This window comes from Streptomyces sp. NBRC 110611, from assembly GCF_001590865.1.
Lineage (GTDB): Bacteria > Actinomycetota > Actinomycetes > Streptomycetales > Streptomycetaceae > Streptomyces.
In genome coordinates this window covers 224,120-248,686 of sequence record NZ_BBUY01000002.1, presented here as the reverse complement: position 1 = coordinate 248,686, position 24,567 = coordinate 224,120, and the positions used below count along the sequence as shown (strand labels likewise).

Below are 24,567 nucleotides of genomic sequence, written 5' to 3'. Positions count from 1 at the left end.
GGGTCAGGCCGCCTTCGTGACGAGGCCGCTCTTGTCGACGGGGAGCGTGCTCAGCTGGTTGTTGACCAGCTGGGCGGTGTCGTGCACCGACTCCCAGTCCTTCTTCGCGGAGTCGAGCTCGTAGGCGAGGAAGGGCCCGTCGTCGGGGTTCACTTCGTCGTGCAGCTTCGTGATGACGCCGTTGAACTGGGTGTGGAGAAGAGTCCATGTGTCGGCCATCGACTTGAGGCTCTGTTCCGCCTTCTCATTGGCCACCGCGAGGTTGTTGAACTGCAGCTCGACACCGGACAGAAGGCCGATCTCCGACTTGATGTCGGCCAGATCGGTGATGTTCTTCGCCAGCTCGGACTTCTTCGAGGTGAAGTCCGCACCGGCCACACCCATCGCCACCGTGCCGCCGGCCACCGCGGCGAGACCGCCGACCACGATGGCGGTCGACGCGCCGCCACTCGGTATCTCCGCGAGCAGGCCCACGGCGATGGCGAGTCCGCCGACGACGGTCAGGGCCGCTCCGCCGGCGATGATCGTCAGGTCCGTGGACATGGCCTGCCGGATCGCGTCCTGGCGGTTCTCGAGCTGGCTGATGACCCCCTTGTCGCCCTCGTAGAGCGACTTGGCCTTGGCCGCGAGCTCCAGGAAGTGCCCGTGGTCGTCGGCCACATCGTTGCGGAAGGACTTGAGCGCATCGAGCGCGCCGTCCGCCTTCGTCCGCTTGTCCTCGATCTGCGAGACCAGGATCTGAAGGCCCTTGACGAACTGCGCCCGGTTGTCGCCGGCCGTGATGTTCTGGGCCATGCTCATCAGCGGGTTGTAGAAGCTGGTGAAGGAGTTGCTGAAGCTCATCAGGTCGGTGTTGGCGCCGATGAGCAGCCCCGACACCGAGTCACGCCAGGACGTGGCGTGTGCCTTGGCCGACGTTTGGTACTTCTCGACGTCCGTGAGCTTGTCGAGCTTCACCGCGGGCTGTTCCAGCACGTTGGTGGCGTAGGTGTCGACAAGTGCCCGGTGGGCCCCGGTGTGCTGAGCGTGCTGCTGCAGCAGCCCGTTGGTGCCGAATGCCTGCTGCTTGCTGTCGGCGAGGAAAAATAACATGACGGGTCTCTCCATTCCGCGCGGAATTTCCGCGAGAAAGTGACGTGAAGGCGTGAATGGGCAAGGCGGCATCCGGAAGCGGTACGGCCCTGCCGGAGAGGGGGGTGCCGGCTCATGGCGCGGACGCCCCCCAATACTGAGCGTGCCGGGTTGATCACCGGCGCGCGGCATCAATATCGCAGAAGAATCGGACCTTGATCCAATCGAGGTGATGTGACGTGCGCCACGGAGGTTCCGCTGATGCGGCTCTGCCGCGCAATTCCTGACGCGGGGTCATCTGTCGTGCGTGGCTTTTTGATCAGGCCTCGTGACGGCCCTAGGGTGCGGCTATGGTGCGTGGCCGTGGAGGTCGAGCCCTGCGGATGGCCGACGGGCGGATCCGGGTACTCGGGCGTCTTGTGGCGCTGCTGGTGGTCGGCGGGATGCTCGCCGGCGGTGTGCTGCTGGACATCTACGGCCGGGGAGAGACGGAGAAGAGCAGCACGGTGGGTGACACCCGGCTGCCCGACCGCGTCGACCTCGACGTCTCCTTGCGCAGAGTCGATCCCTCGTCCGGCGAACTCACCCTCACCGTGCTGCCGGCCCCGGTGGGAGCGCCGGCGGAGGATGAGGGGGAGCTGACGCCGAAAGACGATCTCGACATCTACACCTCGTCACGCCACACCGGCGTGCTGCATTACCAGGCGGGGGCGCCCATTTCCCTCCGGGAGATCTCATTCGACCTGACCGGTGGCACCGTCACCGATTACCCGCTCGATCACTACAGCCCCTACATCGAATTCAGCGCGGAGACCGGCGGTCACCAGGTACCGGTCACCATGGAGTTCACCAACCATGACCAGGACTTCCGGAGCACGCTGCGGCCCGCGAAGATCCAGAGCGGCATCACGGGAGCACTGGTGCGGCTGAGCCGCTCGCCGGGGACGCTGATTCTCGCCGCGCTGATGATGGCCAGTGCGTGGGGTCTCGCGCTGGCGGTTCTCGGTGCGGCGACGCTCGTGGTCGGCCAGCGCCGCGGGCTGGTGTGGGGAGCGCTGGGCTGGATGGCGGCCACCCTCTTCGCTCTGGTCGGCTTCCGTAACACCGCGCCGGGGGCGCCGCCGATCGGAGTGTTCATGGACTATGCCGCGTTCTTCTGGTCAGAGCTGATCATCGCGGTGTCGGTGGTGTACGTGGCCTGGTGCGGGGTCCGTGTGGAGCGCCGGGGCCCGGGGGCCGGCCGCACGTGACCGTGCGCCGGGGATGCGACATCGCGGGGATCGCGGGAGCCTGGTGGGAGGCCCCGTTCTCGCATATCCGTTGTCGCGCATCGGTCATCGGAGGTGAGCCATGCCAGGTCAACCCCGTTACGTCGGTCAACCCCGTCACCTCGGTGCCGTCACCCTCGCGGTGGCGCTCGCCCTGCCCGCGGTCGGCGCCGCCGGCACCGGAGCACCGGCCGCAGCACCACCCAAGTGCTCCGCTCAGCAACTCACCCTGTCCTGGGCCGGGACCGGCACTGCCAAGCGCGGCGGTACCGGCAATCAGGACACCGCCGTTGTCCGCGTGCACAACGACGACCGCATGTCGTGCACGCTCATGGGCTACCCGGGTGTCACCCTCAAGGCCAAGGCGGGACGCGACACCGAGACCCTGCGGGAAACCCCCCGGGCAAAGCCTCGGACGGTCACGCTCGGCCCGGGCAAGGACACCACGTTCACCATCGTCTTCCTCAGCGAGAAGGAAGAACCGCGGCAGGCCATCGAACCCAACAAGGTCGACATCACCCTGCCCGGTATCAGCAAGCCGGTCAGCCTTGAATGGACATGGGGACCGGTCACCCGACAAGAAGCCGCGACGCATCCCGGCAACTACGTCGGCGCCGTCGGCAGCCCCCTCGAACCGTGAAGCCGGCCACGCCCCTTCACGGCCCCTGACCTGTGAACGGGGGGACCCATCGCCCGCACCGGGCCGCATCGAACTGGTCAAGTCCCCTGCGTCCGCCCCCGGCTGACGCGGGAGTCTTGACGGGCGTCCGCTCCGCTGATGTCATCACCGATTACCTCAGCGGAGGAGAGACCCGATGCACATACCCCGATTTCCCGAGCCCGCCGCCACCGGCACCGTCGCGATCCGCGCCACCCCGGCCCAGGCGTACGCGGTCATCAGCGATCCGACCGCCATGGTGCGCTTCGCCGAGGAGGCGTACCGCGCCCGCTGGCTGGACGGTGCCACCCGCGCCGCGGTGGGCGCGCGCTTCCAGGGCTGGAACCGCAACGGCCGGCGCCGGTGGGCCACCCGCTGCCGCATCACCGACGCCGACCCCGCACGGCGCTTCGCCTACGAGGTGACGGCGACACCGCTCGCCGTCCCCATCTCGCGCTGGCAGTACGACATCACGCCCACCGAAGAGGGCTGCACCGTCACCGAGACCAACTGGATGCGGGTGCCGCTGTGGTTCATCCCCGTCGCCGTCCTCATCACCGGTGTGCGCGATCGCATGGGGGCCAACGGCACCTACATCAGCACCACGCTGGACCGCCTCAAGGCTCACCTGGAGGCGGCGCCGGCTTCCCGCCCGTGACCCGCCCGTCCACTGCTCGACGGCGGCTCCTGGCGGGCTGATGCGCTCCGGGCCCGGCGTCACCGGGGCGTGATCGTGATCGTCGCATACGTCTCCCCGGGACCCGGTGGCCTGATCCATGGTTGTGTCGGGAGTATCGGCAATCTGCCGTGGTCGAGGGCGAATTGTGGAAGTGAGACGCGGAACGCCGCCGCTATCGCGTCCAGGGCGCGGCCTGCTTCCGAGAGGTCGGCGGCGGGCCCGGCAGGGTCCGGAAACAGGTGGTCGGGGGAGAGCGCGGCGGGGAGTGGGCCCGTCTGGTGCCGCTCGGCCTCGTGGACGGTGAAGGCGTACCGCTGCGCACCGTCCTCGGCGCAGGCGAAGTGGAACAGGCCCGGCTCCCACCAGACCGTGACGGCACGGGTGCCGCGCGACAGCTGAGTGCCCGGGTGCGTCAGGCGGGCGGGGTCGAAGCCCAGCCATCGGGCCGACTCGAAGGCGAAGCTCCAGCCGTCCCGGGTGCCGATCCGGGCCATGGGGCCGCGGTGCTCGCGCTGCCATGCGTAGCGGAGGTCCCAGAAGTCGGTCTCGCTCGCCGCCGGCTCCAGCGGGCCGGTGCCGAACCGCTCCGCCAGCTCTTCGGGGTGTACGCCCTCCACCAGGACGAACCGGCATGCGTCCCTGCGCAGTTCACGCCTGGGGTCCCGATGGGCCAGCCACCCGAGTCCGTCGGGCACCGTCCCCACCCGCGCGGCAGGCAGGGGCCCGGCCTCCGGCTGCCCGGCCCGCGGCGTGGTCAGCAGCTGTCGGCCCCGCTCCGGTGTGATGACGGGCCCGAGCAGGGGGTCCCCGAGCAGGCCGAACGGTGCCACATGGTCCTCCCGGTACGGCACCCACTGCGGGACGGCCGCTATGAGCACCCGCCAGGCGCCGTCCGTATCGCCCCACCGCGCCAGCTCCCTGGCCTCCTCGACCGCGCGCCCGAAGGGGCCCGGCGAGGCGTACTCGTACGTGCGCTGCCTGATCTGCTCCAGGACGGCCCTGGCCCGCTCCCTGTCCGTCGCCCAGTCCTCGGTCGCAGGGCCGAGCAGGAGGGTGTCGTCCGTGCGGCGCTCGCGCAGATGGCCGCGCGCCTTCAGAGGCAGCACCTCGCCCGCGTACAGCGGATCGTCCATGCGCGGGTCGACCGGGACCCAGCCGCGGCCCTCGAGCAGCACCCGGAGCTGCGCGGCCAGCAGGCCGGCCCGCGGTCTGCCCAGCTCGCCCGCCTCGCCGAAGACGGCGAGCGCCGCATCCAGCTCTCCTCTCAGGCAGGCCAGCCGGGCCTCCTCCACCTTGGCATCGAGGTCCCGCGTCACGGCATTCCCGAAGCCGGCGCGATCACCGCCCAGTTGGTAGAACTCTTTGTACATGTCCGCCATGAACGCCCGGAACGAGTCGTAGCGGCCCGGCCGTTCACCGCTCCAGCCGTGGTACACGTACACCGCCCACTCCCCGTCGGCGCCCACATCGCCCGGGTCGAGCAGGACATCCGTCATATCCGAGTCGAGCGAGAGCTGCAGCGCCCGGCCCCACATGCCGGCCAGGAGCACCTCCTCGTCGTCCGGCTCCTCGTCCAGGTCCTCCTCGTACAGGGGCTGGAGGTCGTACGGATCCCCGTATGGCGCGATGCTCTCCGCCCCCGCCAGCAGATAGACGAACTCACCCGCATAGCGCCAGCCGTCCGTCGTCTCGAGAAAGGAGCGCAAGGACGGCGGCAGAGGCACTGCTATCCCGAGTCCTCGGACCCGCTCCTCCAGAGCCGCCATCCGCACCGGATCAGCCGGAGCGAAGCCCAGCCATCGGTTCCGTACGATGTCCTCGTCCGGCTCCTGGAACTCCTCCGGACCCTGCGCAGTCCGCGCTTCCAGCCACTCCGCGCTCCACCGCGTCAGCAGCGGACCCCACTCGTCGATCTCCATGCGGGCCATCGTGACACCCGCCACTGACAGTGGATCACGGCCGTTCTCACCGCAACGGTTCTCCCGACCCCGACCCCGACCCCGGAGCCGCGTCGGCTTTCCCGGCGTCGGCGTTCTGTCCGGGCCGGCCTGCCGTGACGAGGTAGTAGTCGAGGATCCGTTGCTCGTAGGCGCGCAGAAAGTTCCGCGGCCAGGTCCCCGGGGCCCACCACCGGCTGAGCCAGAGGTCCCACCCCGGCCAGACATGCGCCCCGATCGACTCGACGCGTACGCCCGTGAAACCGGCCTCCCCGAACGCATCGGCGAGTGCCTTCACCGGCCGTGCGATGTCCAGGCCGCTGGCGTACGTATCCAGCAGCCGCGCGAGTTCCTCGGGCCGACCGGGCGCGTCGTCCACGGTGAAGAAGCTGGCGACGGCCACCCGGCCACCCGGTCGCAGCACTCGCCACGTCTCCGCTGCGAAGGCGCCGAGATCCGGGAAGTGCTGAGCGGCCTCCACACTGATGACAGCGTCGAATTCACCGTCTTCCCCGGGCATGCTCTCCGCGGCCCCCTGGACGAACCGCAGCCGTGCCGGTTCCTCCCGCAGCAGGTCGGTATGCGCGCTGCGCGCCCGCCGCAACTGCTCCGGATGAATGTCCATGCCGGTGACCGCGGCGGAGCCGTATTCCCGCAGGGCCACCGCGCATCCCATGCCGAGCCCGCAGCCCACTTCCAGAACCTTCGGCTCTCGCGGTAGCTCAGCGGCATCCAGGACATGACGGTAGAGATCCTCCTGGCTGCGGATCCGCTCCACCTCGCTGAGCGGCAAGTCCAGGTCCACGGCTCGCCAGTACCCGAAGTTGATGAATCCCCCGGCGAAGATGCGATTGCCGCTCAGATCAGCCGCACCATATGTCTCCTGCACCACGGACCGCATGGCGGGGAAGACCCGCTGAGCACCGTCTGACACTGTGCCGCCCTCCTGAAAGCGCCCCAGCGCGGCGTACGCGTCTTCGCCGAACCGCGCTCACCGCCCACCGGCCCCGGGCTCGTCGCCGGCTGGCTACACCCCGGAACGGCAGGCCTCCGGAGGCCACATTAACCCCTTCCCCGAGCGGGACAGCGCCGCATGGGTGACCATGGAAGTCGGAAGTTCTTCAAGTGTCTTCAGCCAACCCTGCTGTTTCCATGAGACCGACCCTGCTGTTTCCATGAGAGAGGTGGGCGGCATGACATCCCCCTCCGCATCCCCGGGCGACAGCCCGCTGCATCCCCCGGGCACCTCCCCGGGAGCCGAAGCCCTGGGCGCCATGGTCAACCTCGGCTGGCAGGCTCTGATCACCATCGGTCTGGCATCGATCGCTCTGGGTGTGGTCGTTCTGTCGTGGCCGGGCGGGACACTGCGCGTCGTCGGAGTGGTCTTCGGCATCTACTTGCTGGTCACCGGTGTCTTCCAGCTGGCCGCGGCCTTTGGCGCGCATGTTCCCGGACATCTGAGAGCACTGCACTTCATCGCGGGAGCGCTCGGTCTACTCCTCGGGCTCATCTGCTTCCGGGGCACCCTGCAATCCATCCTGTTGCTCGCCCTCTGGATCGGGTTCGGATGGTTGCTGCGCGGCATCATGATGACCGCGACCGCGGGTTCGTCTCCGGACATCCCCGCACGTGGTTGGCAGCTTTTCCTGGGGATCCTCACGGTGTTCGCGGGCGTCGTGCTGATCGTCTCGCCGTTCGGCTCGATCGCCGCGCTCACTCTGGTGGTGGGCATCATGGCCATCGTCCTGGGGGCTGTGGAGGTGTTCCACGCCATCCGGCTGCGGGTGGCCGTCGGCCGCCTCACCCGGGGGACCGCCGACAAGCAGCGGTGGTCCCTGTTCCACAGGCACCCGCACCCGCAGCACTGACCGTGCGCAGCCTGCGCAGCCGCGCTACTTGGTCGGTGAGGTGGCGGCCTTCCTGATGTCCAGGACCGTGGTGCTGAAGGTGCGCATTCCGCTGACGATCTCGTTGAGGGAGGCGGTGAAGAGGCGCCCGCGCTCGGCGTCGGTCCGGTGCGGGGTGCCCTTGGGCGGCACGGTCGCCTCCTGGCAGTGCTGGGCCCCGTGGTGCACCTGGCCCAGCGCGGCGGACCAGTTCTTCTGGAGGTCCCGGTCCGGGACGGGGAAGTAGTCACGGGCCTCCTCGACCCGTCGGCCCAGCGCGCCGCAGAGGCGGTGGAACGCCTTCTCGTCCAGCGTGACCTTCCCGTCCGCGTTGCGCTTCCCCGCGGCGGCCTTGAGGAGTTCGGAGTTCAGGGCGATCGAGGCGGCGTTGATCTGCTGTGCCCGCCGGGTCCCGCCGTTGTTCAGCCAGGACGCCGCCTGCCAGGCGCGGGTCTGCGGTGCCTGCGCCGGCGGGGCGGGCCCGCGTTGCTTCCTGGCCGTATCGGCCGCGTCCTGCCAGAGGCGGGAGTCGTCGGGGGCGGATGCCCGGGGGAAGGTCACGGCGGCCAGCGCCACCGCCGGTACGGCGAGCGCGAGGAGCGTGCCCGACTTCAGGAGCGTCGAAGGCGGGCGGACGGCCGTGTTCGAGGCCGGTTCCGCGGCGTCGGCCGCGGTCGGCCGGCCGCGGAACCGGCGTACCGCCCACACCAGCCCCGCCCCCACCAACGCCGCGCAGGCCGACCCGAGGACGGCGTTGACGAGCGTGAGGGAGGTGACCGGGCCGTCGATGATCAGGCCGTTGCGGGGGCGCCACCGGCACACGTCGAAGGCGGTGTTCAGCGGCCCCAGGCAGCCGTCGGCGGAGAAGAGCAGGAACACCTCGGCGTAGGCGAGCAGTTGGACCACCTGCGCGGCGAGCAGCGCCCGCAGCAGCCAGTGCCGGTGTGCGCGGGCGGCCACCACGGCGGCCGTCAGCAGACAGGACGCCAGAACCGTCACGGTCACCCACCACACATGGACGACGACGGAGGGGCCGGCCGGTCCCTTAGTCGTCGCCGGCCGCGACTGGTCCATCATGAGCTGGGCCAGGACCAGACCGGCCCCGCACACCAGCGCCCCGGCGAGGCCGGCACCGAGCGTCCGGCGCAGCCGCAGCGCTGTGCCCGTCGCGCCCATAGTGCCCGCTGTGCCTGGAGTGTCCTTCACGTCCTCAGCGCCCGTCCTGCCCGTCCTGCCCGTCGTGCCCGTCCTGCCCGTCGTGCCCGTCGGGCCCGTCCTGCCCGTCAGGCCCGTGCGGCGGAACAGGGCGAGGGCCAGCGGCAGCAGCCACATCAGCAGCGCGGCGGCCCCGACCAGGATCTCGTCGCTCAGCGGGGTGAGGAGGACGAGGCCGGTGGCGAAGGCCGCGAGGTCGGGGCCGTAGCCGTGCCAGTCGCCCGGGATCGTCCGGGCGTAGTACGCGGCCAGCTCCGCGCCCTGGTCGCCGGCGCCCAGCGAGAGCGCCTCGCCCCCGGTCTGCCACCACCGCAGCCCGGCCCACAGCACCGTCGCGGTCACCAGCGCGCAGCACACCGCGGCCGCCCAGCGCTGCCCCTGCCGGGGCAGGGCGAGCACCAGGCGCAGGGACTGGGACCACCACACCGCGGGCACGGCCGCGATGAGCAGGAACGCGAGCAGGTACTGGGGGCGCGGCAGCATCCAGTCGATCCGGTACTGGCCGCTGGAGACGAACTGGCCCAGCAGCAGACCGAAGCCGAGCCACAGGCCCGCCACCGGGGCGGACCGCCCGTCTCCGTCGGCCGTGCCCGAGGCCCGTACGAGCGGCAGTCCCAAGGTGAAGCAGACCACCGGGGTCACCGCGCCGACTGTGATCCAGAAGGAGCCCGGGCCGTCGGACAGGACCGGAAGCGTCACCAGGGACTGGTACAGGAGCGCCGCCGAGATACCGGTGAGGTACATCGCCAGCGGGCTCACCCGGTCGAGGCGGCCGGCGTCGGCGAGCGCGCGCCGACGCTCCGCCCACCGCGGGTGGGTCCCGAGCAGCGCGGTCAGCCGGCGCAGCCACGGTGCCACGGAGCCGACGGGGTCGGGGCGCTGCCAACTGGCGGCATTCGCGCCCCAGGCGACCGCCCGGCGGTCGGCGAACAGTTCGCGCCGCCGCAGCAGGTCGGCCCGGGCGAGGTGTACCAGCCCGGCCAGCAGCAGTCCGACCAGCACGGGGGCCAGCAGCATGGCCGCGGCGCCGGGCCACCACGGGGACGTGGTGCCGGACAGCGCCAGGACGAGGATCCAGCCGGTCACGGCGAAGGTCGGGGCCAGGGCGAGCAGGACGTAGGCCCGCCACAGCGCGGTACTGGCGCAGGCGTAGTCCACGTCGCGATGGCGCACATGGGCGAGTTCGTGCAGCACGACGGCGCGGAAGCCCTCGGGGTCGGTGCCGAGCCGGGGGAGCAGACCGGAGTGCAGGGAGACGGTGTAGCTCCCGGCCCGGCCGTGGACGCTGGCGCCGGAGGTCGTCCGCGCCGGTTCGACGCGGAAGCGCAGCCGCGCGCGGACGCCGGTGCGGGCGCACAGCGCGGCGAGCTCGGCCCGCAGCGTGCCGTCGGCGTCGACGGTTTCCAGCGGCACCATCCGGTGCCACCGCTCGCGGGCCGCCGGCAGCCACCAGTACAGAGCGGCCGCGAGAGCGAGCAGCACCAGGGTGGCGAGGGCGCCGCGGTACGGGACGAGCGCATGGTCGCCGAGGCACTTCTGCAGGGTGCCCGGCCGGCTCAGGGCCGTCAGGAGGTTCTCCAGATCGCTGCTGCCGGGGTCGAATCCGGCGGCGTACAGGCACCCCGACGGGCCGTGCAGGCCCTCTCGGCCGTCGCGCAGGCCGAGGAGTACCGGGACGTCCTGGAGCAGTGTGTCGAGGGTGGGGATGCTCGACGTCACGACGAGGACCACCAGCAGCGCGAAGCGGGGGCCGGTCCCGGTCGCGCTCCGGAGCGCGGCGAGGGCCTTCACGAGGCGGCGCCAGGGGTTTCGCGGGCCTCGCGGGTCTCGGGGGCCTCGCGGGTCTCGGGGGGCTCGCGGGTCTCGTGGGTTTCGGGGGCCTCGGGGGGCGCGGGGCGTTCCTCGTCGGCCGCGGTCGACGTCGCGATCCGCGCCACGACGCTGTCGGCCAGCGCCTCCGCCTCCTGGCGGCCGATGCCCCGCTCGGTTGCCCGTGCCACGATGTGCGTTCTCACCAGCGCCAGTTCGCCGGGATCCAGCGCGGTCAGCGTGCGGTGCGCGGTGTCCGGCGCCCGGCGCAGCAGCCTGCGCACGCCGGCCCGGCCGCGCGCCAGCAGACCCTCCGTGGCGTGGTCGACCGTGCGCCGGGCCGCCTGATCGAGGACGAGCCAGACGACCGGAGCGATCAGCGCGGACACCTCGGCATAGCCGAACCCGAGCGGTTCCCGCTTCGGCCCGCCCCCGGTGAGGGTCCGGACGACCCGGTCGTCGTCCAACGCCCGCAGGCTGTCGACGAGCGGCAGCTCGTGCGCCGCGTGCTCCGCCACCACTTCGCGCACCAGATCGCGCACATACCGCACCACGGTGCAACCCCCGTACGTAGCCGTCCAGTTCAGTGCATGCCAGTTCAGTGCCCGGCAACCACCATAGGGGGAACGGAGGCTCCTCCGAGGGGACAACGGTCACAGCTCCGCGGCGAAGGCGTGCGCCGGAGCGGACGAGCCGTCACCCGCCGACGCCCGGCGCCGGAGCCGGTCAGGACAGGCTCTGCCCGCTCTTCGTACTGCGCCCGGGGAGCCACCAGTTGGCCCGGCCCAGCAGCCGCATGGCGGCCGGCACGAGCAGCGCCCGGACGAGGGTGGCATCCAGAGCGACAGCGATGAACATCCCCACACACAGCTCCTTGACCATGGCCACGCCGCTGCCGGCGAAGACCGCACACACCACCAGAACCACCGTCGCCGCGGCGGTGATGACCGGAGCCGACCGCTGCATGCCGGTCGCGACCGCGGCGGCGTTGTCTCCCGTGGCGTCGTACTGCTCGCGGATGCGCGACAGCAGGAAGAACTCGTAGTCCATCGAGAGGCCGATCAGGAGAATCAGCATGATCACGGGCTGGGCGACATCGATGTACCCGGTGCGGCTCGCGCCGACCAGCCAGGTCAGATGCCCGTCCTGGAAGATCCAGACGAGAGCGCCGAAGGAGGCGCCGAGGGACAGCGCGTTGACCAGCAACGCTTTCACCGGCAGGACGACCGACCGCAACGCCGCCAGCAGCAGCACATACGTGAAGCCCGCGATGGAAAGCAGGGCCCATGGCAGCCGGCGGCCCAGCAGTTCGAGGGTGTCCTGGGACATCGCCGAGAGTCCGCCCACCAGCACCTGGCCGCCATCCGGCGGCGGCAGCGCGCGGATGCGCCGCACCAGTGCCCGGGTGGCCGGATCCTCGGCGGCGCTGTCGTGGGTCAGGTGGACCACCGCGCTGTGCCGGGACGTCGCGGCGATGAGCCCGCCACCGGCACCGGGCAGGCGCACGAGTCCACCGGTCCAGGCCGTCAGCGTCTGCCGCCCGTCACGGGTGTCCAGCCGCTGCGGCACGGTGACCACCACCTGCACGGCGTCCAGTCCGCCGAGCGCGAAGTCGCGCCCCAGCGCGTCGGAGGCCTGGCGGGCCGGTGCGTCGACGGGCAGGGTCCGCTGGTCGGGGAACCCGAGGGTGACGTGGGCGAACGGTGCCGTCAGGGCCAGCAGGGCCAGTGACGTACAGATCAGGTAGTGCCCCGGCCGGGCCATCACCGCCCGGGCCAGCCGGGCCCAGGGCCCCTCTGCCGGGACCGCGCGCTCCCGTTCCCGCTCCCGCCATGGGCGGCGGAGCCGTCCCGCGTTCACCCGCGGGCCCAGGAGGGCCAGCGCGGCGGGCAGCGCGGTGACGCTGAGAACGGCGCTGACCAGGATGACGACAGCCGCCCCGACACCGAACGCCCGCAGGACGCCGACGGGGAAGAGCAGGAACCCCAGAGCGATGCCGCTCATGGCGGTCCCGGACAGGAAGACCGTACGGCCGGCGGTGGCGCAGGTGGCGGCGACCGCGTCCGGCACACTGTCACGACGGGCGAGCTCTTCGCGGAACCGGCCGACGACGAAGAGGGCGGCATCCACTCCCAGAGCCAGCCCCAGCGCGGTCACCAGGCTGACGGTGATGAACGAGGTCTCCACCGCGCCGTTCAGCAGCGCCAGGACGCCCAGCGTGATGCCGATACTGAGGCCGCCGATGACGACCGGCAGCAGGGCTGCCACCAGACTGCGGAAGATGAGCAGGAGCAGGGCCAGCACCAGCGGGAACGCGATCAGCTCGGCACGGCGCACATCGGCCAGGGTCCGCTCGGCGACACCGTCGACCACCGCGACCGGCCCCGCGTACTGGATGCGGAATCCCGCCGCCCGCAGCACCGGCCGCAGCCGGTGGTAACTGGCCACGCGCCCCGTGTCGTCCGCTCCGGCGAGCATGATCACGACGGCCGTCGCATGACGGTCCTTCGAAGCCAGCGGCGGCAGATCGCGCGACCAGTACGTCATGGCCGAGACGATGGTCCCGCTCGGCGCGGACGCCAGCGAATCCTCCACCGCACGGCGGAACATGGGCTCCTCCACCGTGTGGTGGGGATTGCGGTAGAGGGCGATCAGATCCGCGCCGCCGCGCCCGATGCGCTCCCGGACGGCCACGGCGGCCCGGTTGGACTCGGCGTCGCGCGCGATGAATCCCCCGTAGCTCAGCCGGTCGTGGAGGCCTGACGCCGCGACCATGGCCAGCGCGGCCAGCACCAGGGGCACAGCGAGAAAGGCCCATCTGCGGCGGGCGGCGGCCTGGCCGAGCCTCACGAACACGCGGCTTCCTCCCAGCGCCGCGCGGAGTCCGTGCCCCTACGGGAGCGGCGCGCACGGGACATCAGCAGGGGACCGCCCAGGCGCAGCGCCATCCGGGCCTTCCGCGCAGGACCGACGCGGGGCTTGATGGTCAGTACGTCGTAGTCGCGCCGCTCGATCTCGGTGAGGTACGACCGGTAGAACGTCAGTGAGGCCCGGAACGGTTCCCGGCATCGGGGGTGCACGAGGTCGGGCAGCCCGGCGCCGTCCTCGTAGAAGGCGTGGGCCCGGTCCACCTCGAACTTCACGAGTTCCCTGACGGCCGGGGTCATCCGTCCACGGGCCAGGTCCTGACGTGTGACGCCGAACCGGTCGAGGTCCTCCAGCGGCAGATAGGTCCGGCCGTGACGCTGGTCCTCCGCGAGATCGCGGATCAGGTTGGTCAGCTGGAGGGCCAGTGCCATCGCCTCCGCCTCTGCTCCGTAGGGGCCGCTCGTGGGCCCCATGACGGGCACGAGCATCCGACACGGCTCGACGGCCAGGAGCCGCAGATAGCGCAGCAGATCGCCGAAGGTGGGGTATGCCGTGACGCTCAGGTCCATCAGATAGGCGTCGAGGAGCCCCTGGGCCGGTGCGGGAGCGAGGTCGAAAGTGCGGAGTGTGTGGATCAGCGCGCGCAGGCTCGGTTCACACGAGTGCCCGGATTCCAAGTCCCTTTTGGCGGTGGCGCGCCAGTCGGCAAACCGTGCTCGCCCGGTCCCGCTGCCGGCGGCAGCTTCGGACAATTCGTCGTAGTGGCGAGCGAACCCGTACATCGCCCACACGTGCGGTCGTCGTTCCGGCGGCAGCAGCAGGCTGCCGCGCCAGATGTCCTTCCCGTCCCCGAGGGCGACCAGGAGCCGGCGGCAGTACTCGTAGGACTCACGCAGGACGGGGTCGTGGATGCCGGCGCGGGTCAGGGCTCGTTGGTCGGGGTACACGGCTTCCTCCTGGGTGCGGACCGCGGGGCGTCGCGGCTCGGATCCTCGACGGTTCCGAAGGTGCGGTTGCGGGTCGCGTAGATCTCGATCGCCTGCCGCAGATGACGGCCGTCGAAGTCGGGCCAGGGAGCGTCGACGAAGACGAGTTCGGCGTAGGCGGACTGCCAGAGCAGGAAGTTGCTGATGCGCTGCTCACCGGACGTGCGGAGGAACAGGTCGACGTCCGGCAGGTCCGGCGCGTAGAGGTGGCGGGCGAACGTCCGGGCATCGAGCGTGGCCGGGTCGAGCGTGCCCATGGCGGCGGCCTCGGCGATACGGCGCGCGGCATCGACCAGTTCTGTCCGGCCTCCGTAGTCGAGGCACAGGGACAACGTGAGCCGGTCGTTGTCGGCGGTGAGCCGCTCGGCCGCCTCGATCTCGCCGAGGAGAGCGGGCGGCAGCCTGGTACGTCGCCCCAGGTGGCGAATACGCACGGAGTGGGCGTGCAGCCGCCGGCGGTGCTTGCGCAAGGCACGCCCCATCAGCGTCATCAGGAAACCGACTTCGGCGGTGGGACGGCACCAGTTCTCGGTGGAGAACCCGAATACCGTCAGATGACGGACGCCGATCTCGACGGCACCCTCGACCACCCGCACGAGCGCCTCTTCACCGACTGCATGGCCTTGGGTCCGCGTGAGGCCCCGCCGGGTGGCCCAACGGCCGTTACCGTCCATGACGATGGCGATATGGCCTGGAACGGGTGGTACTGATCGGGTGGCGGTCGTCGACGACGGCACGGCCCGCGGGCTCCCCGCCACGGAGCGCAGACCGCTGACGGCGGCGCCCGGTGACGTCGCCCCGGCTCGATAGGACTGGTCCAGTCGCACAGTGCACCCCGCATCGTGAAGGAGAAGTACCTTTGTCGTCCCCTGCGGTTGTTGAGGGCCTGAGATATCCGGGGCCCGTGCCGGACGTCACGTCGCGCCCGGCACAAGCCCGTTGAAGACCGTCAGCTGCCGGTGACTTTCCCGTTGCCGGAGCCGGTGGCCCCGTCGAAGGTTCCATTGGTTTCACAGTCGACGCGGACCTGTTCGGGCGCGGCGGCCGTACCGGCCACCACGGCGCCCGCGTAGGCGCCACCTGTGATCGAGCCGGTGGTGATGCTGGCCGAGATTCCCTGGCCGGCGGTGGCGGTCCATACCAGGGTGATGGCGAAGTCGCTGGTCTTTCCCGAAGGCCACGTGACGCGCCCCGTGACATTCGTCGTCGCGTTTGCGCAGTTGTTCCGGTCGATGGAGAACGATGCGGTGCCGTTGGCGGCGCCGCTCTCCGTGGGACCCGTGACCGAACAGGTAGCCGATGCCCGGTACTTGACCGGTTTGCCCGGCTCACCGGGGTCCTGGGTCTTCGCCACGGATCCGGTGCCGTTCGAGCAGATGATGGAGACGGCCTGGGCGCGAGCCGCCCGCGACGGCGCCGGCGGTGCGGCGGCGGATGCCATCGACGTTCCGGCCAGGCCCGCCAGCGTTCCGTAGACGCCGAGCCAGGCGAGACGGCGACGCCACTTCGGCGTTTGACCCGAAACCTCGCCGACGCCTTTCTGCTGGTTTTCTTGATTTCCCTGAGTTGACACGCCTCCTCCTTCCAAGAGGAATCCGAGAGGGATCCGAGAGGAATCCGAGAGGGATCTGAGGGGAATTTGAAGGGAATTCACTTGCGTCGTCGGCACGGGCTCACCCCATGCCGCGGTGTGCGGAAAATGCGGAAGATGCGGGAGAGTGGGCCGCTGTCGGCCTGATGGGTGCGCCTCGGTCGCCGCCCTCCGAACCCGAAGAAGGGAATCGAGGTTGAGCGACGGTAGGGTAACTACCGGGGAAATTGACGCTTTATGAGCACCATACAGCTGAACGCGCAGGAGCGGAAGGTGTCAATCTGTATTCCTCTGTCATTTCCGCCGCCGCGCCGCGGGGACGCATTTTCGTCGCACGTCGCTTCGATGGGCGCAGTGGCGAAATGCGGGCGTTCGATTGAACGGCCGGGCTCTGGTGTGACCGGTCGCGCGTCCGGCCGTAATTCGGTTGACCTGGCCATGCCGCGTTCGGGCGCTTCCCGGAAACCCCGGCCGAGGGCGGCGGGGTCTGGTGGTCGGCGTTCGAAATGGACCGTAACCTGCTCGCCACGACGGCGGATGGGCGGCCCGTCGGTACCACCGGGGCGTACTCCTTCGAGCTCACCCTGCCCGGGGGGAGCCACGTCCCGGCCGCCGGGGTGTCCGCCGTCGGCGTCCTGCCCTCGCACCGACGCCAGGGCGTGCTCAGCGCGATGATGCGGCATCAGCTCGCCGAGCTGCGGGCGCGAGGGGAGTTCCTCTCCGTACTGCTGGCCTCCGAGGCCCTGATCTACGGCAGGTTCGGGTACGGACCGGCGACCTACACGCAGCGCCTGACGGTGCCGTGCCGCCAGGCCGCCTTCGCCCTTCCCCGGTCGCGTGGCACGGCCGGCGCCCCGGCGACCGGCACGGATACTGGATTGGACACGTGGACGGAGAACGGCACGGAATCCGGCTCGGTCGAGCTGCTGCGGCGTGCCGAGTGCGGCGCGATCCTGGAAGAGGTCTATGACCGTTACCGCCGCGCACAGCCCGGCGCGCTGTCCCGGCCGCACCGCTGGTTGGCCCTGGGCGCGGGGCAGCCCCCGGTCTCTCCGGCGCCGCGCTATGTCGCTGTCCACCGGAACGCCGAGGGCATACCGGACGGGTACGCCGGCTACTCGGTCGTGTCCGGCACGCTGACGGTCGACGAGACCATCACCACCGACGACGCCGTCTTCACGGCCCTGGCCCGGTTCCTGCTCGGACACGACCTGGTCACCGAGGTGGTGTTCAAGCACTTCCCGCCCGGACACCCGCTGCGCTGGCAGCTTGCGGACTTCCGGGCCGGCCAGGTGAGCGACGACACCGACTGGCTCTGGGTACGGCTGCTGGACATCCCGCGTGCGCTGACCGCGCGCGGCTGGTTCACCGATGGTGAGCTCGTCCTCGACGTCGACGACCCGTTCCTCGGTGAGCGCGGCCGCTACCTGCTGACTGTCCGGGACGGCAAGGCCGGCTGCGTCCCGACGGACCGGGAGCCCGACCTGTCCCTGGACGTGAGGGACCTGGGCTCGGTCTACCTCGGCGGTACCGCTCCGAGCACGCTCGTACGCGCCGGACACATCCGGGCCCACCGCCCGGGCGCGGCCACCCTCGCCGACGCCCTCTTCCGCGCCGAGCGCTCCCCGCACTGCCTGCACTGGTTCTGACCGCGCGCTCGTCGCTGAGGCCTCTCCGGCCTGGAGGGGCCTCAGCGACGGCGCGGCTCACGGTTGTTTCGTCACCGTCAGCTCGGTGATGCCCGGGTGCTCCTTGGCCCGGGTGTCGCCGCGTACGGTCACGCGCACGTACCGTGCGAGCTGCGGCGTGCCGTGGATGTCGCGGGCCGGAGCGCGCTGCCAGTGGTGCCCGTCGAGGGACAGCTGGATGTCGTACGACTTCGGCTGGACGCTGGTCCACTTGGGGGTGACCGCGCTGACGCGGAGCGGTTCGCCGAGGTCCGCCGTCAGGGTGCCGGTGGGCCCGTCCGGGACCCAGGCCGTGGCGGTGGCGCCGTCGACCGCGGCTGCCGCGTACATGCCGGGTTGCTCCGACGACGCCGTGGCGGGGGTGCAGCGGGCGGCGTTGCCGGTGGGGGTGCGGTCGGGACGGCGGGTCTTGAGGACGACCGGCGCGCCCTGGCTGAGGACCTGTTCGCCCTGCGGTGTGTCGAGCGTCATCGGCGCGCCGGAGGTGAGCCGCACCGTGGTCTGCTCGGCGCCGAGGGCGATGTCGTACCGGCGGCCCTGCCAGGTCAGTCCGCGCAGCGTGACGCCCTCGGCGAGCTGCGGGGGCAGCATCGGGTCGAGGTGCACCCGGTCTTCGCGCGGGCGGAGGCCGGTCAGGCCGTGGGTGAAGGTCTGCAGGAAACCGCCCTTGCCGGTGAGGAAGTCGTGCGCGGGCGAGCCGGCCAGGGGGTCCTTGGCGCCCGCCTTGTCGCCCCGCGCCTCCGAGAACTGAGCGAACGGGCCGCGTACGAACGGCCTGATGGAGCGCTCCAGATACGTGTACGTGGCGCAGCCCGGTTCCCCGGTCCCGGCGGCGTCGATGGCGTGCACCGAGTCCGTCATGGCCGGGCCGTCGGGGTCGGTGCGCTGCGCGTAGTAGTCGAGCGTGGCGGCCGCGGCGCCCTTGGGCATGGGCCACTGGAGCGGGTACATCAGCAGCACCGTGTCGGCTTGCTTGATCTTGCTGCCGTCGTAGCCGTCGTACTGCTCGAAGACCTTGCGCCGGGAGTCGTACGGGATGCGGATCCTGGCGGCGATCTCCGACCACTCGGCCGGGGCCCGCTCGCCGAGGAGTGCGGCGGCGCGGGCGGCGTTGCGCAGGGCGGTGGCCGCGCCCGCGTTGGTGAACACCGCGTCGTCGACGCCGTTGCTGTACTCGTCGGGCCCGGCGGTGTCCTTGATGGAGTAGCTGCCGTCGGCGTTGCGGCTGACGCGGCCCGCCCAGAACTCGGCGATGCCCTTCAGCACCGGCCAGCCGCGTGCACGCAGCCAGGTGGTGTCCTTGGTGGCCAGGTAGTACTGCCAGGTGGCCAGCGATATGTCGGACTGGAGGTGGATCTGGGTGCGGCAGTGCGGCGGATCGACGCTGTGGCACTCCTTGGCGAGGTTGCCGGAACTGCCGCTGTTCCAGGGGTAGAAGAGCCCCGGGTAGCCGAGCGCGCGGGCGTTGGCCCGGGCCGCGGCGCGGGTGCGGTAGCGGTAGTCGACCACGGACTTGGCGAGGTCGGGGCGGGTGGACAGGAGCGCCGGGTACATCCAGGTCTCGGCGTCCCAGAAGACCAGACCCGCATAGTTGTCGCTGGTCAGCCCGGCCGGGGCGAGGCTGTTGGCGGCGCCCGCGCGGGTGCTGGAGAGCAGGCCGTACTGCGCGGAGCGCACCCACTTCTGGAGGTCGCGCCGCCCTGTCACCTCGATGTCGCTGCGCCACAGCCGTGCCCAGGCCGCGGTGTGGGAGGACAGCAGGGCGTCCCAGCCGCGGTCGGCGGCGCGCCGGGCGGCGGCGGTGGCGTCCGTGCGCGGGTCGCGTGAGGTGAGGGCGGTGTCGACGCCGACGTACTTGGTGAGTTCGTAGGACTGCCCGCTGCGCACGGGTAGAGTGAACGCCTGACGGTTGGTCAGTTTGCTTGCCCGGCCAGCGCGTTGCGCGGTGGTGCCGGGCATGCCGGGGCCGGTGCGCAGGGTGGAGGCGACGGCGCCGTCGACCTTGGTGCCGTCGGTGCGGAAGGTGACGTCCATCGCCGGTGCGGGGCGGCCGGGCCGCTCGCCGTGGGTGCGGTCGCCGCCGCCGGTCTGCCGGACGCGCCGGGCGCCGCGGCCGTCCAGCAGGTCGGTGACGGTGGCCTCGCCGCTCCAGTGCGGGCGCAGGGTCAGGCGGACGGCGCCGACGTGCGGGTTGGTGCGGTCGGCGAGGACGTCGTATACCAGGTCGGTGCGGCGGCCGTCGGACGCGGTCCAGGTGAGGTTGGTGCGTACGAGACCGCAGTGCAGCATGAGGCTCTGGCGGTAAGCCGATATTCGGCCGTGCGGTGTCGAAGAGTTGAAGGTGTCGGCGCCGGGCCCGTCCGTCGTGACGGTCAGCGGGGTCCAGGTGGGCAGCGCGGCGACGGTCTGCCGGTCCTCGGCGGTCTGCTTGTTGTGCGCGTACAGGCCGGAGACGAACGAGCCGTCGTAGCGCGGGGTGAACAGCGGCCAGCCGGTCTTGGCGGCACTGTCGGTGTATCCGGCGCCGTTGGGCGGCACGCGCTGCCCCAGGTAGCCGTTGCCGACGAAGGCGTGGTGGGTGTCCTCGGGGTCGATGCGGCTGCTGTCGAGCGTCCAGCCGTCGCCCTTGCGGCAGGCGGCGCCGGCGGCCGGGGCGGGGTCGGCGGCCGGGGCGGCGTCGGCCCGCACGGGGGCCGACGGCGGCACCGTGGCCACGAGCGCCCCGGCGAGCAGCGCCGCGGACAGCCGGACGGCACGCGGGCGCGAAAGTCGGGAGCCGGGGAGGCCCAGGGATCTCCGGTAGCCAAAGGAGTACGTCATTGTTCTCCGTCAGGGTGATCTGGGGGGTCCACGGACCCTAAATTTTGTGAACGCAATACGTCAATGGTTCGGACGTAAGCAATCAAGTTCCGAAGGCAAGGTGGGGAGGCGAGGGGAGATTCCGCCATCCGGCCGTGGTGGTCCTGAGACCATCGTGCGGCAACGGCCTCGGACGGCAAGCGGCTGATCGTCACTGTGCGTACCCGGTCGGCGCTGTTCGACGCCGCGGCCGTTACCGGTCTTCCAGGAGGGCCTCGCGGAGCTCGCCCCGACTCCGTATGCCCAGCTTGCGATAGGTGCTGGTCAGATGGGTCTCCACGGTGCGGCGGGCGAGGTGGAGGAGGGCGGCGATCTCGGAGTTGGTGTGGCCGGTGGCGGCGAGTTCGGCGATGCGGCGTTCACCGTCGGTGAGGGAGGAGGGGCCGGTGCGCGGAGTGTGGCGGTGGCGGGCGCCGAGGTCGCGCAGGGCCTGTTCGGCGAGGGTGCGGTGGCGGACGGCGCCGCGGCGTTCGGCGCGCTCGGCGGCCTCCTGGAGGCAGTCGCGGGCCCGGGCCCGGTCGCCTGCGGCGCTGAGCGCGCGCCCCTCCGTGATCAGGGCGGGGAGCAGCTCGGATTCGGCCGAGGGGACGGTCCGGAGGGTGTCCACGGCCTCCGAGGCCAGCTTCAGGCCGTGGCGGCCGCCGGTTGCCATGGCCAGGACCCGCAGGGCGCGGCCCACCGTGCGGGGGGTGTCCCACACCTGCGCGAGGCGCAGCTCCTCCTCGGCCAGCGCGACGGCCTCCCGTGGGTTGTGGAGGGCAAGGCAGCACTCGGCGGCCGCGGTTCGCCACGGAGTGACGACCGGGCTGATCACCTCGCGGGCCGACTGGCGCCGGCCGCACTCCAGGAAGTCGTGGAGCGCGCCCGGCGGGTCGGCAGCGGCGGCCCGCAGCACACCGCGTGCGTACAGGAAGCGGTTCAGCTCCCAGGAATCCGGCGCTTCGGCGAGGTCGAAGGCCGCCACGAGCCGTTCGGCCTGCGCCATCCGGCCCGTCTCGACCAGCGCGATCAGGACGTGCCCGTGCCGGTTGCACGGACCGGCGTGCCCCGCCTCGGTGTCCAGGGCGTCCGGGGCGCCGAGCAGGCGGGCGTAGTCGCCGCGGGCCGCGGCGATGTCGATCCCGGTGTTGAGAATCGCCTCGTGCATCGGGTGCAGCAGGGCGGCGTGCTGCCCGGCCAGGCCTCGCTCGACCAGGCGCTCGGCCTCGTCGAGTTCGTCGGCCCACTGGGCCACGGCGGCGGCCGTGCCCAGCAGGAAGGGTTCGGTCAGCGGGTCGGCGGGCTCGGCGAGCAGGTCCCGCACCCGCTTCATGGCCTTCTCCGCCGAGGTCAGCCCGGCCGTCGACGCGTACCGCACCATCAGCATCTGCCCGGCGGCGCCGAGCAGTTCGGGGGAGCGCTCGGCGGTCTCCGTCAGCCACCGGTACACCTCCCGCCGCACCCCCTGGTCGTGGTCGGAGAGCAGCGCCGAGGCCGTCTGCACCGTACGCACCAGATCGGGGCGGTCGGTCAGCTCCCCGTCCAGCTCGCGCAGTTGGTCGACCGCGTCCCGTACCTTGCCGCGGCCCACCAGGGCGGTGCCCAGCGCCACCGCGGCGTGCACCCGGCCCTGCGGGGTGCCCTCCAGGCGCAGCGCCTCCGCGAAGCGCGACAGCCCTGCCGAGGCGTCGCGCGCGGCGTGCTCCAGCGAGCCCAGCCTGGTCAGCAGCCGCTGCCGGTCGGCATCGGGCATCGGCTCCTCCAGGGCACGGCGCAGGAACGCGACCGGGTCGCCGGGCCGCCGCGCGTCCCGTGCGGCCAGTGCCGCGGCGTCCACCAGTACGGTCAGCGCCCACGGCTCCCCGACGGGCCCGGTCCGCATCAACTGCCGTGCCACGGTCTCGGCGCGCGCGCCGCGGCGCAGCATCTCCTCGGCCGCGGCCCGGTGAGCCGCCTGCCGCCGGGCCACCGGCACGTCGGCGAGCACCGCGTCGCGCAGCAACGCATGGGCATAGCGGGGACGCCCGTCCGGCGCGGGGCGCAGCACGCCGAGCCGGGTCATGGCCGTCAGCCAGCCCGCCACCCGGGCCGGGTCGGCTCCGGTCGGCCCGGCGAGGAGTTCCGCGAGAGCGGCGGTGGCGCTCGGGCCGGGGTACGGGGCCGGATGCCCGGCCGGGGCGTGTTCCGCCCACCCCTCGTCCAGCGCCGCCAGCATCCGCGCCACCTCGGCGGTCAGCAGCCCCGTACTGTCCAGCCACCACGCAACGGCAGCCGGGTACGCGCCCGGATACAGCGCGGCGCAGGACTCCGGCACGGGGCCGGCGGCCGGTACCTCGCCGAGGTCCTCCAGCAGGGCGAGCAGCAGCAGCGGGCTGCCCGCGCCGGCCCGTACGCAGTCCTCGGCCCAGGCTTCCGGCGCGTCGGGGCAGGCCGAACGCACCAGCTCGGCGGCGGAGCCGGTGCCCAGGGGCGCGAGCGTGCAGCTCCGGACGAGCGCGGGCGGCAGCGTGTGCGCGATACCGGGCAGCGGCGGGTCCACGTCGTACTGGCTGCGCTCGGTCACCGCCAGCAGTACGGGTAATCGGTCGAGGCGCCGGGTGGCCTCCGTCAGCCACTGCCGGGAGGACCGGTCGGCCAGGTGTACGTCGTCCACCGCGAGCAGCAGCGGGCCCTCGTCGGCGTACGAGGCCAGCAGCCGCCACAGCCTCGCGGAGGTGCTGCGCTCGTCGACGCCCGGAGGCAGGCCGGTGAACTCCGTCGACAGCCCCAGCAGTTGCAGCACGGCGGAGAAGGCGTGTGCGGTGTCGCCGGGGGAGCAGCGGGCTCGCAGGACCCGCATGCCCGCCGCGGTCGCATCGTCGGCCGCGGCCTCCAGGACGGAGGTGCGCCCGGTGCCCGTCGCCCCGCGCACCAGGACCATACGGCCGGTGCCGGCCCTGGCACGCGCCGCCTCGGCGGCCAACAGTGCCACCGCCTCCCGGTGTTCATCCGGCGGGACCGGCGGACCCGGCGAACCGCCCGGCGGCCCCGGTGGACCTGCCGCTTCCGGTGGTCCCGGCGGTCCTGACATCCTGCCTCCTGTAGTGGTGCGGCGCCCGCGGTGCCCCTCGGGGCACCACTCGTGGAGGCCGTACGGCGACTTCGTGGTCGGTCTCGTGGTCCTCCACGATTGCCCGTGCCGCGGTCCCCACAGGAGTGTGAGCACATGACACCGGCCATCAATTCCGCCCGGTCGGCGGGGAATCGGGCATGGGGGGAACGCTTGGACAGCTCATGGGGAATCACGGACCGCACGGTGGCCCCCACCGGCGGGCGGATACCCGTGACGGTGTACGCGGCCGACCCGATCTCGCTCGCGGGCGTCCGCAGCCAGCTGGGCAGGCACCCGGAGATCGAGCTCTGCGAGGAGCCGCGGAGCGGCCCCGGCGCCGTCGGCCTGCTGGTCGGCGAGGCGCTGGACGAGGCCTCGCTGACCCGGCTGCGCCGCATCGCACGCAGCGAAGGAGCCCGTGCCGTGCTCGTGGTGGGGGCGCTGCGGGAAGCCGAGCTGCTCGACATCATCGAGTGCGGGATCGGCGTCATCGTCTGGCGCCACGAGGCCACCGCGCACCGGCTGGTGCAGGCCGTACGCGCGGCGGCGCGCGGGGACGGCGACCTCCCCGCCGACCTGCTCGGCCGGCTCATCAACCAGGTGGGAGCGCTGCACCGCACCACCGCGGGCCGCCCCGGGGCATCGTCCTCGGGCCTGACACCACGTGAGGTCGACGTGCTGCGGCTGGTGGCCGAGGGGCTCGACACCGGGGAGATCGCAAGCAAACTGTCCTTCTCCGAACGCACGGTCAAAAACGTGGTGCACGGGCTCACCACCCGGCTGCACCTGCGCAACCGGGCGCACGCCGTGGCCTATGCCCTTCGGGAAGGTTACCTGTGACCTAACGGGCACATGAGATGCACTCTCGGTCATTGCGGCCTGGGCCGAGCAGCCGCAGGACGCACACCGGCTGCCGTCCGCCGCCGTGGCCCGCCGGACCGTGCTCGGCAACGGCCCCGTTCCCCGCCTGCCGGGCAGTCGG

General features: G+C 71.8%; 16 protein-coding genes and 1 pseudogene. 6 read left to right on the top strand and 11 right to left on the bottom strand.

The genetic code is table 11. From position 1 onward, the window contains the following. Positions 1–3: 3 nt before the first annotated feature. Positions 4–1,092: an HBL/NHE enterotoxin family protein gene (locus AZE13_RS05615; protein WP_066927582.1), complete on the bottom strand. Its 1,089-nt coding sequence runs from the start codon at positions 1,090–1,092 to the stop codon at positions 4–6. A 329-nt stretch (positions 1,093–1,421) separates the two neighbouring features. On the opposite strand from AZE13_RS05615, the gene AZE13_RS05610 reads away from it, so the two are divergent. The 3 genes from AZE13_RS05610 to AZE13_RS05600 all read left to right on the top strand — a co-directional run bounded on the left by AZE13_RS05610 (position 1,422) and on the right by AZE13_RS05600 (position 3,655). Beyond that, positions 1,422–2,321: a DUF4436 family protein gene (locus AZE13_RS05610; protein WP_079123730.1), complete on the top strand. Its 900-nt coding sequence runs from the start codon at positions 1,422–1,424 to the stop codon at positions 2,319–2,321. A 100-nt stretch (positions 2,322–2,421) separates the two neighbouring features. Further along, positions 2,422–2,979, top strand: coding sequence for a DUF4232 domain-containing protein (locus AZE13_RS05605; RefSeq protein ID WP_066927578.1), 558 nt, complete (start codon positions 2,422–2,424; stop codon positions 2,977–2,979). A gap of 175 nt (positions 2,980–3,154) precedes the next feature. Beyond that, entirely contained in the window at positions 3,155–3,655 is a 501-nt protein-coding gene (locus AZE13_RS05600) for an SRPBCC family protein (RefSeq protein ID WP_066927576.1), read from the top strand. Between the two features lie 59 nt (positions 3,656–3,714). Here the strand turns inward: AZE13_RS05600 and AZE13_RS05595 are convergent, their stop codons facing one another. Then, on the bottom strand, positions 3,715–5,595 hold the full coding sequence (locus tag AZE13_RS05595; RefSeq protein ID WP_066927574.1) for an SMI1/KNR4 family protein: 1,881 nt from the start codon (positions 5,593–5,595) through the stop codon (positions 3,715–3,717). A gap of 46 nt (positions 5,596–5,641) precedes the next feature. Next, positions 5,642–6,547 carry a class I SAM-dependent methyltransferase gene (locus tag AZE13_RS05590; protein ID WP_258527601.1) on the bottom strand — a complete coding sequence of 302 codons (906 nt, stop codon included), beginning with the start codon at positions 6,545–6,547 and terminating at the stop codon, positions 5,642–5,644. Between the two features lie 259 nt (positions 6,548–6,806). Here AZE13_RS05590 and AZE13_RS05585 point away from each other — a divergent pair, with 259 nt between their 5' ends. Further along, a complete protein-coding gene (locus tag AZE13_RS05585) occupies positions 6,807–7,481 on the top strand; it encodes an HdeD family acid-resistance protein (protein ID WP_066928474.1) in 675 nt (224 codons plus the stop codon). Between the two features lie 24 nt (positions 7,482–7,505). Here AZE13_RS05585 and AZE13_RS05580 read toward each other — a convergent pair whose 3' ends face one another. The 6 genes from AZE13_RS05580 to AZE13_RS05555 all read right to left on the bottom strand — a co-directional run bounded on the left by AZE13_RS05580 (position 7,506) and on the right by AZE13_RS05555 (position 16,046). Further along, on the bottom strand, positions 7,506–10,505 hold the full coding sequence (locus AZE13_RS05580; protein WP_066927572.1) for a M48 family metalloprotease: 3,000 nt from the start codon (positions 10,503–10,505) through the stop codon (positions 7,506–7,508). Then, positions 10,502–11,065, bottom strand: a complete 564-nt coding sequence (locus AZE13_RS05575) for a hypothetical protein (RefSeq protein WP_258527600.1) — start codon at positions 11,063–11,065, stop codon at positions 10,502–10,504. The genes AZE13_RS05580 and AZE13_RS05575 overlap by 4 nt, the downstream gene beginning before the upstream one ends. Before the next feature lie 184 nt (positions 11,066–11,249). Continuing rightward, entirely contained in the window at positions 11,250–13,379 is a 2,130-nt protein-coding gene (locus tag AZE13_RS38965; RefSeq protein ID WP_066927570.1) for an MMPL family transporter, read from the bottom strand. Continuing rightward, a complete protein-coding gene (locus tag AZE13_RS05565; RefSeq protein WP_066927568.1) occupies positions 13,370–14,338 on the bottom strand; it encodes a phytoene/squalene synthase family protein in 969 nt (322 codons plus the stop codon). The genes AZE13_RS38965 and AZE13_RS05565 overlap by 10 nt, the downstream gene beginning before the upstream one ends. Then, positions 14,314–15,114 carry a polyprenyl diphosphate synthase gene (uppS, locus tag AZE13_RS05560; protein ID WP_258527599.1) on the bottom strand — a complete coding sequence of 267 codons (801 nt, stop codon included), beginning with the start codon at positions 15,112–15,114 and terminating at the stop codon, positions 14,314–14,316. The genes AZE13_RS05565 and uppS overlap by 25 nt, the downstream gene beginning before the upstream one ends. A gap of 212 nt (positions 15,115–15,326) precedes the next feature. Further along, complete coding sequence (locus AZE13_RS05555) at positions 15,327–16,046, bottom strand: hypothetical protein (RefSeq protein ID WP_147264606.1); 720 nt, start codon at positions 16,044–16,046, stop codon at positions 15,327–15,329. Positions 16,047–16,405: 359 nt separating this feature from the next. Here AZE13_RS05555 and AZE13_RS05550 point away from each other — a divergent pair. Continuing rightward, positions 16,406–17,617 (top strand): annotated as a pseudogene (locus tag AZE13_RS05550) (GNAT family N-acetyltransferase); the annotation flags it as partial. A 57-nt stretch (positions 17,618–17,674) separates the two neighbouring features. On the opposite strand, the gene AZE13_RS05545 reads toward AZE13_RS05550, so the two are convergent. Together AZE13_RS05545 and AZE13_RS05540 are read right to left on the bottom strand one after the other, a co-directional pair. Beyond that, positions 17,675–20,476, bottom strand: a complete 2,802-nt coding sequence (locus AZE13_RS05545; protein ID WP_066927562.1) for a discoidin domain-containing protein — start codon at positions 20,474–20,476, stop codon at positions 17,675–17,677. Positions 20,477–20,708: 232 nt separating this feature from the next. Further along, entirely contained in the window at positions 20,709–23,465 is a 2,757-nt protein-coding gene (locus AZE13_RS05540; RefSeq protein ID WP_066927560.1) for an AAA family ATPase, read from the bottom strand. 234 nt (positions 23,466–23,699) lie between these two features. Between AZE13_RS05540 and AZE13_RS05535 the strand changes: the two genes are divergently transcribed. Further along, the gene (locus tag AZE13_RS05535; RefSeq protein WP_079123727.1) at positions 23,700–24,425 is read left to right on the top strand and encodes a response regulator transcription factor; all 726 of its coding nucleotides are present in this window, start codon (positions 23,700–23,702) and stop codon (positions 24,423–24,425) included. Positions 24,426–24,567 lie beyond the last annotated feature (142 nt).

What these genes read in the sequence shown, in the direction of transcription:
- AZE13_RS05615 (WP_066927582.1), bottom strand. Translation starts at nt 1,092, where the DNA reads ATGTTATTTTTCCTCGCCGACAGCAAGCAGCAGGCATTCGGCACCAAC.
- AZE13_RS05610 (WP_079123730.1), top strand. Translation starts at nt 1,422, where the DNA reads ATGGTGCGTGGCCGTGGAGGTCGAGCCCTGCGGATGGCCGACGGGCGG.
- AZE13_RS05605 (WP_066927578.1), top strand. Translation starts at nt 2,422, where the DNA reads ATGCCAGGTCAACCCCGTTACGTCGGTCAACCCCGTCACCTCGGTGCC.
- AZE13_RS05600 (WP_066927576.1), top strand. Translation starts at nt 3,155, where the DNA reads ATGCACATACCCCGATTTCCCGAGCCCGCCGCCACCGGCACCGTCGCG.
- AZE13_RS05595 (WP_066927574.1), bottom strand. Translation starts at nt 5,595, where the DNA reads ATGGAGATCGACGAGTGGGGTCCGCTGCTGACGCGGTGGAGCGCGGAG.
- AZE13_RS05585 (WP_066928474.1), top strand. Translation starts at nt 6,807, where the DNA reads ATGACATCCCCCTCCGCATCCCCGGGCGACAGCCCGCTGCATCCCCCG.
- AZE13_RS05545 (WP_066927562.1), bottom strand. Translation starts at nt 20,476, where the DNA reads ATGACGTACTCCTTTGGCTACCGGAGATCCCTGGGCCTCCCCGGCTCC.
- AZE13_RS05535 (WP_079123727.1), top strand. Translation starts at nt 23,700, where the DNA reads ATGACACCGGCCATCAATTCCGCCCGGTCGGCGGGGAATCGGGCATGG.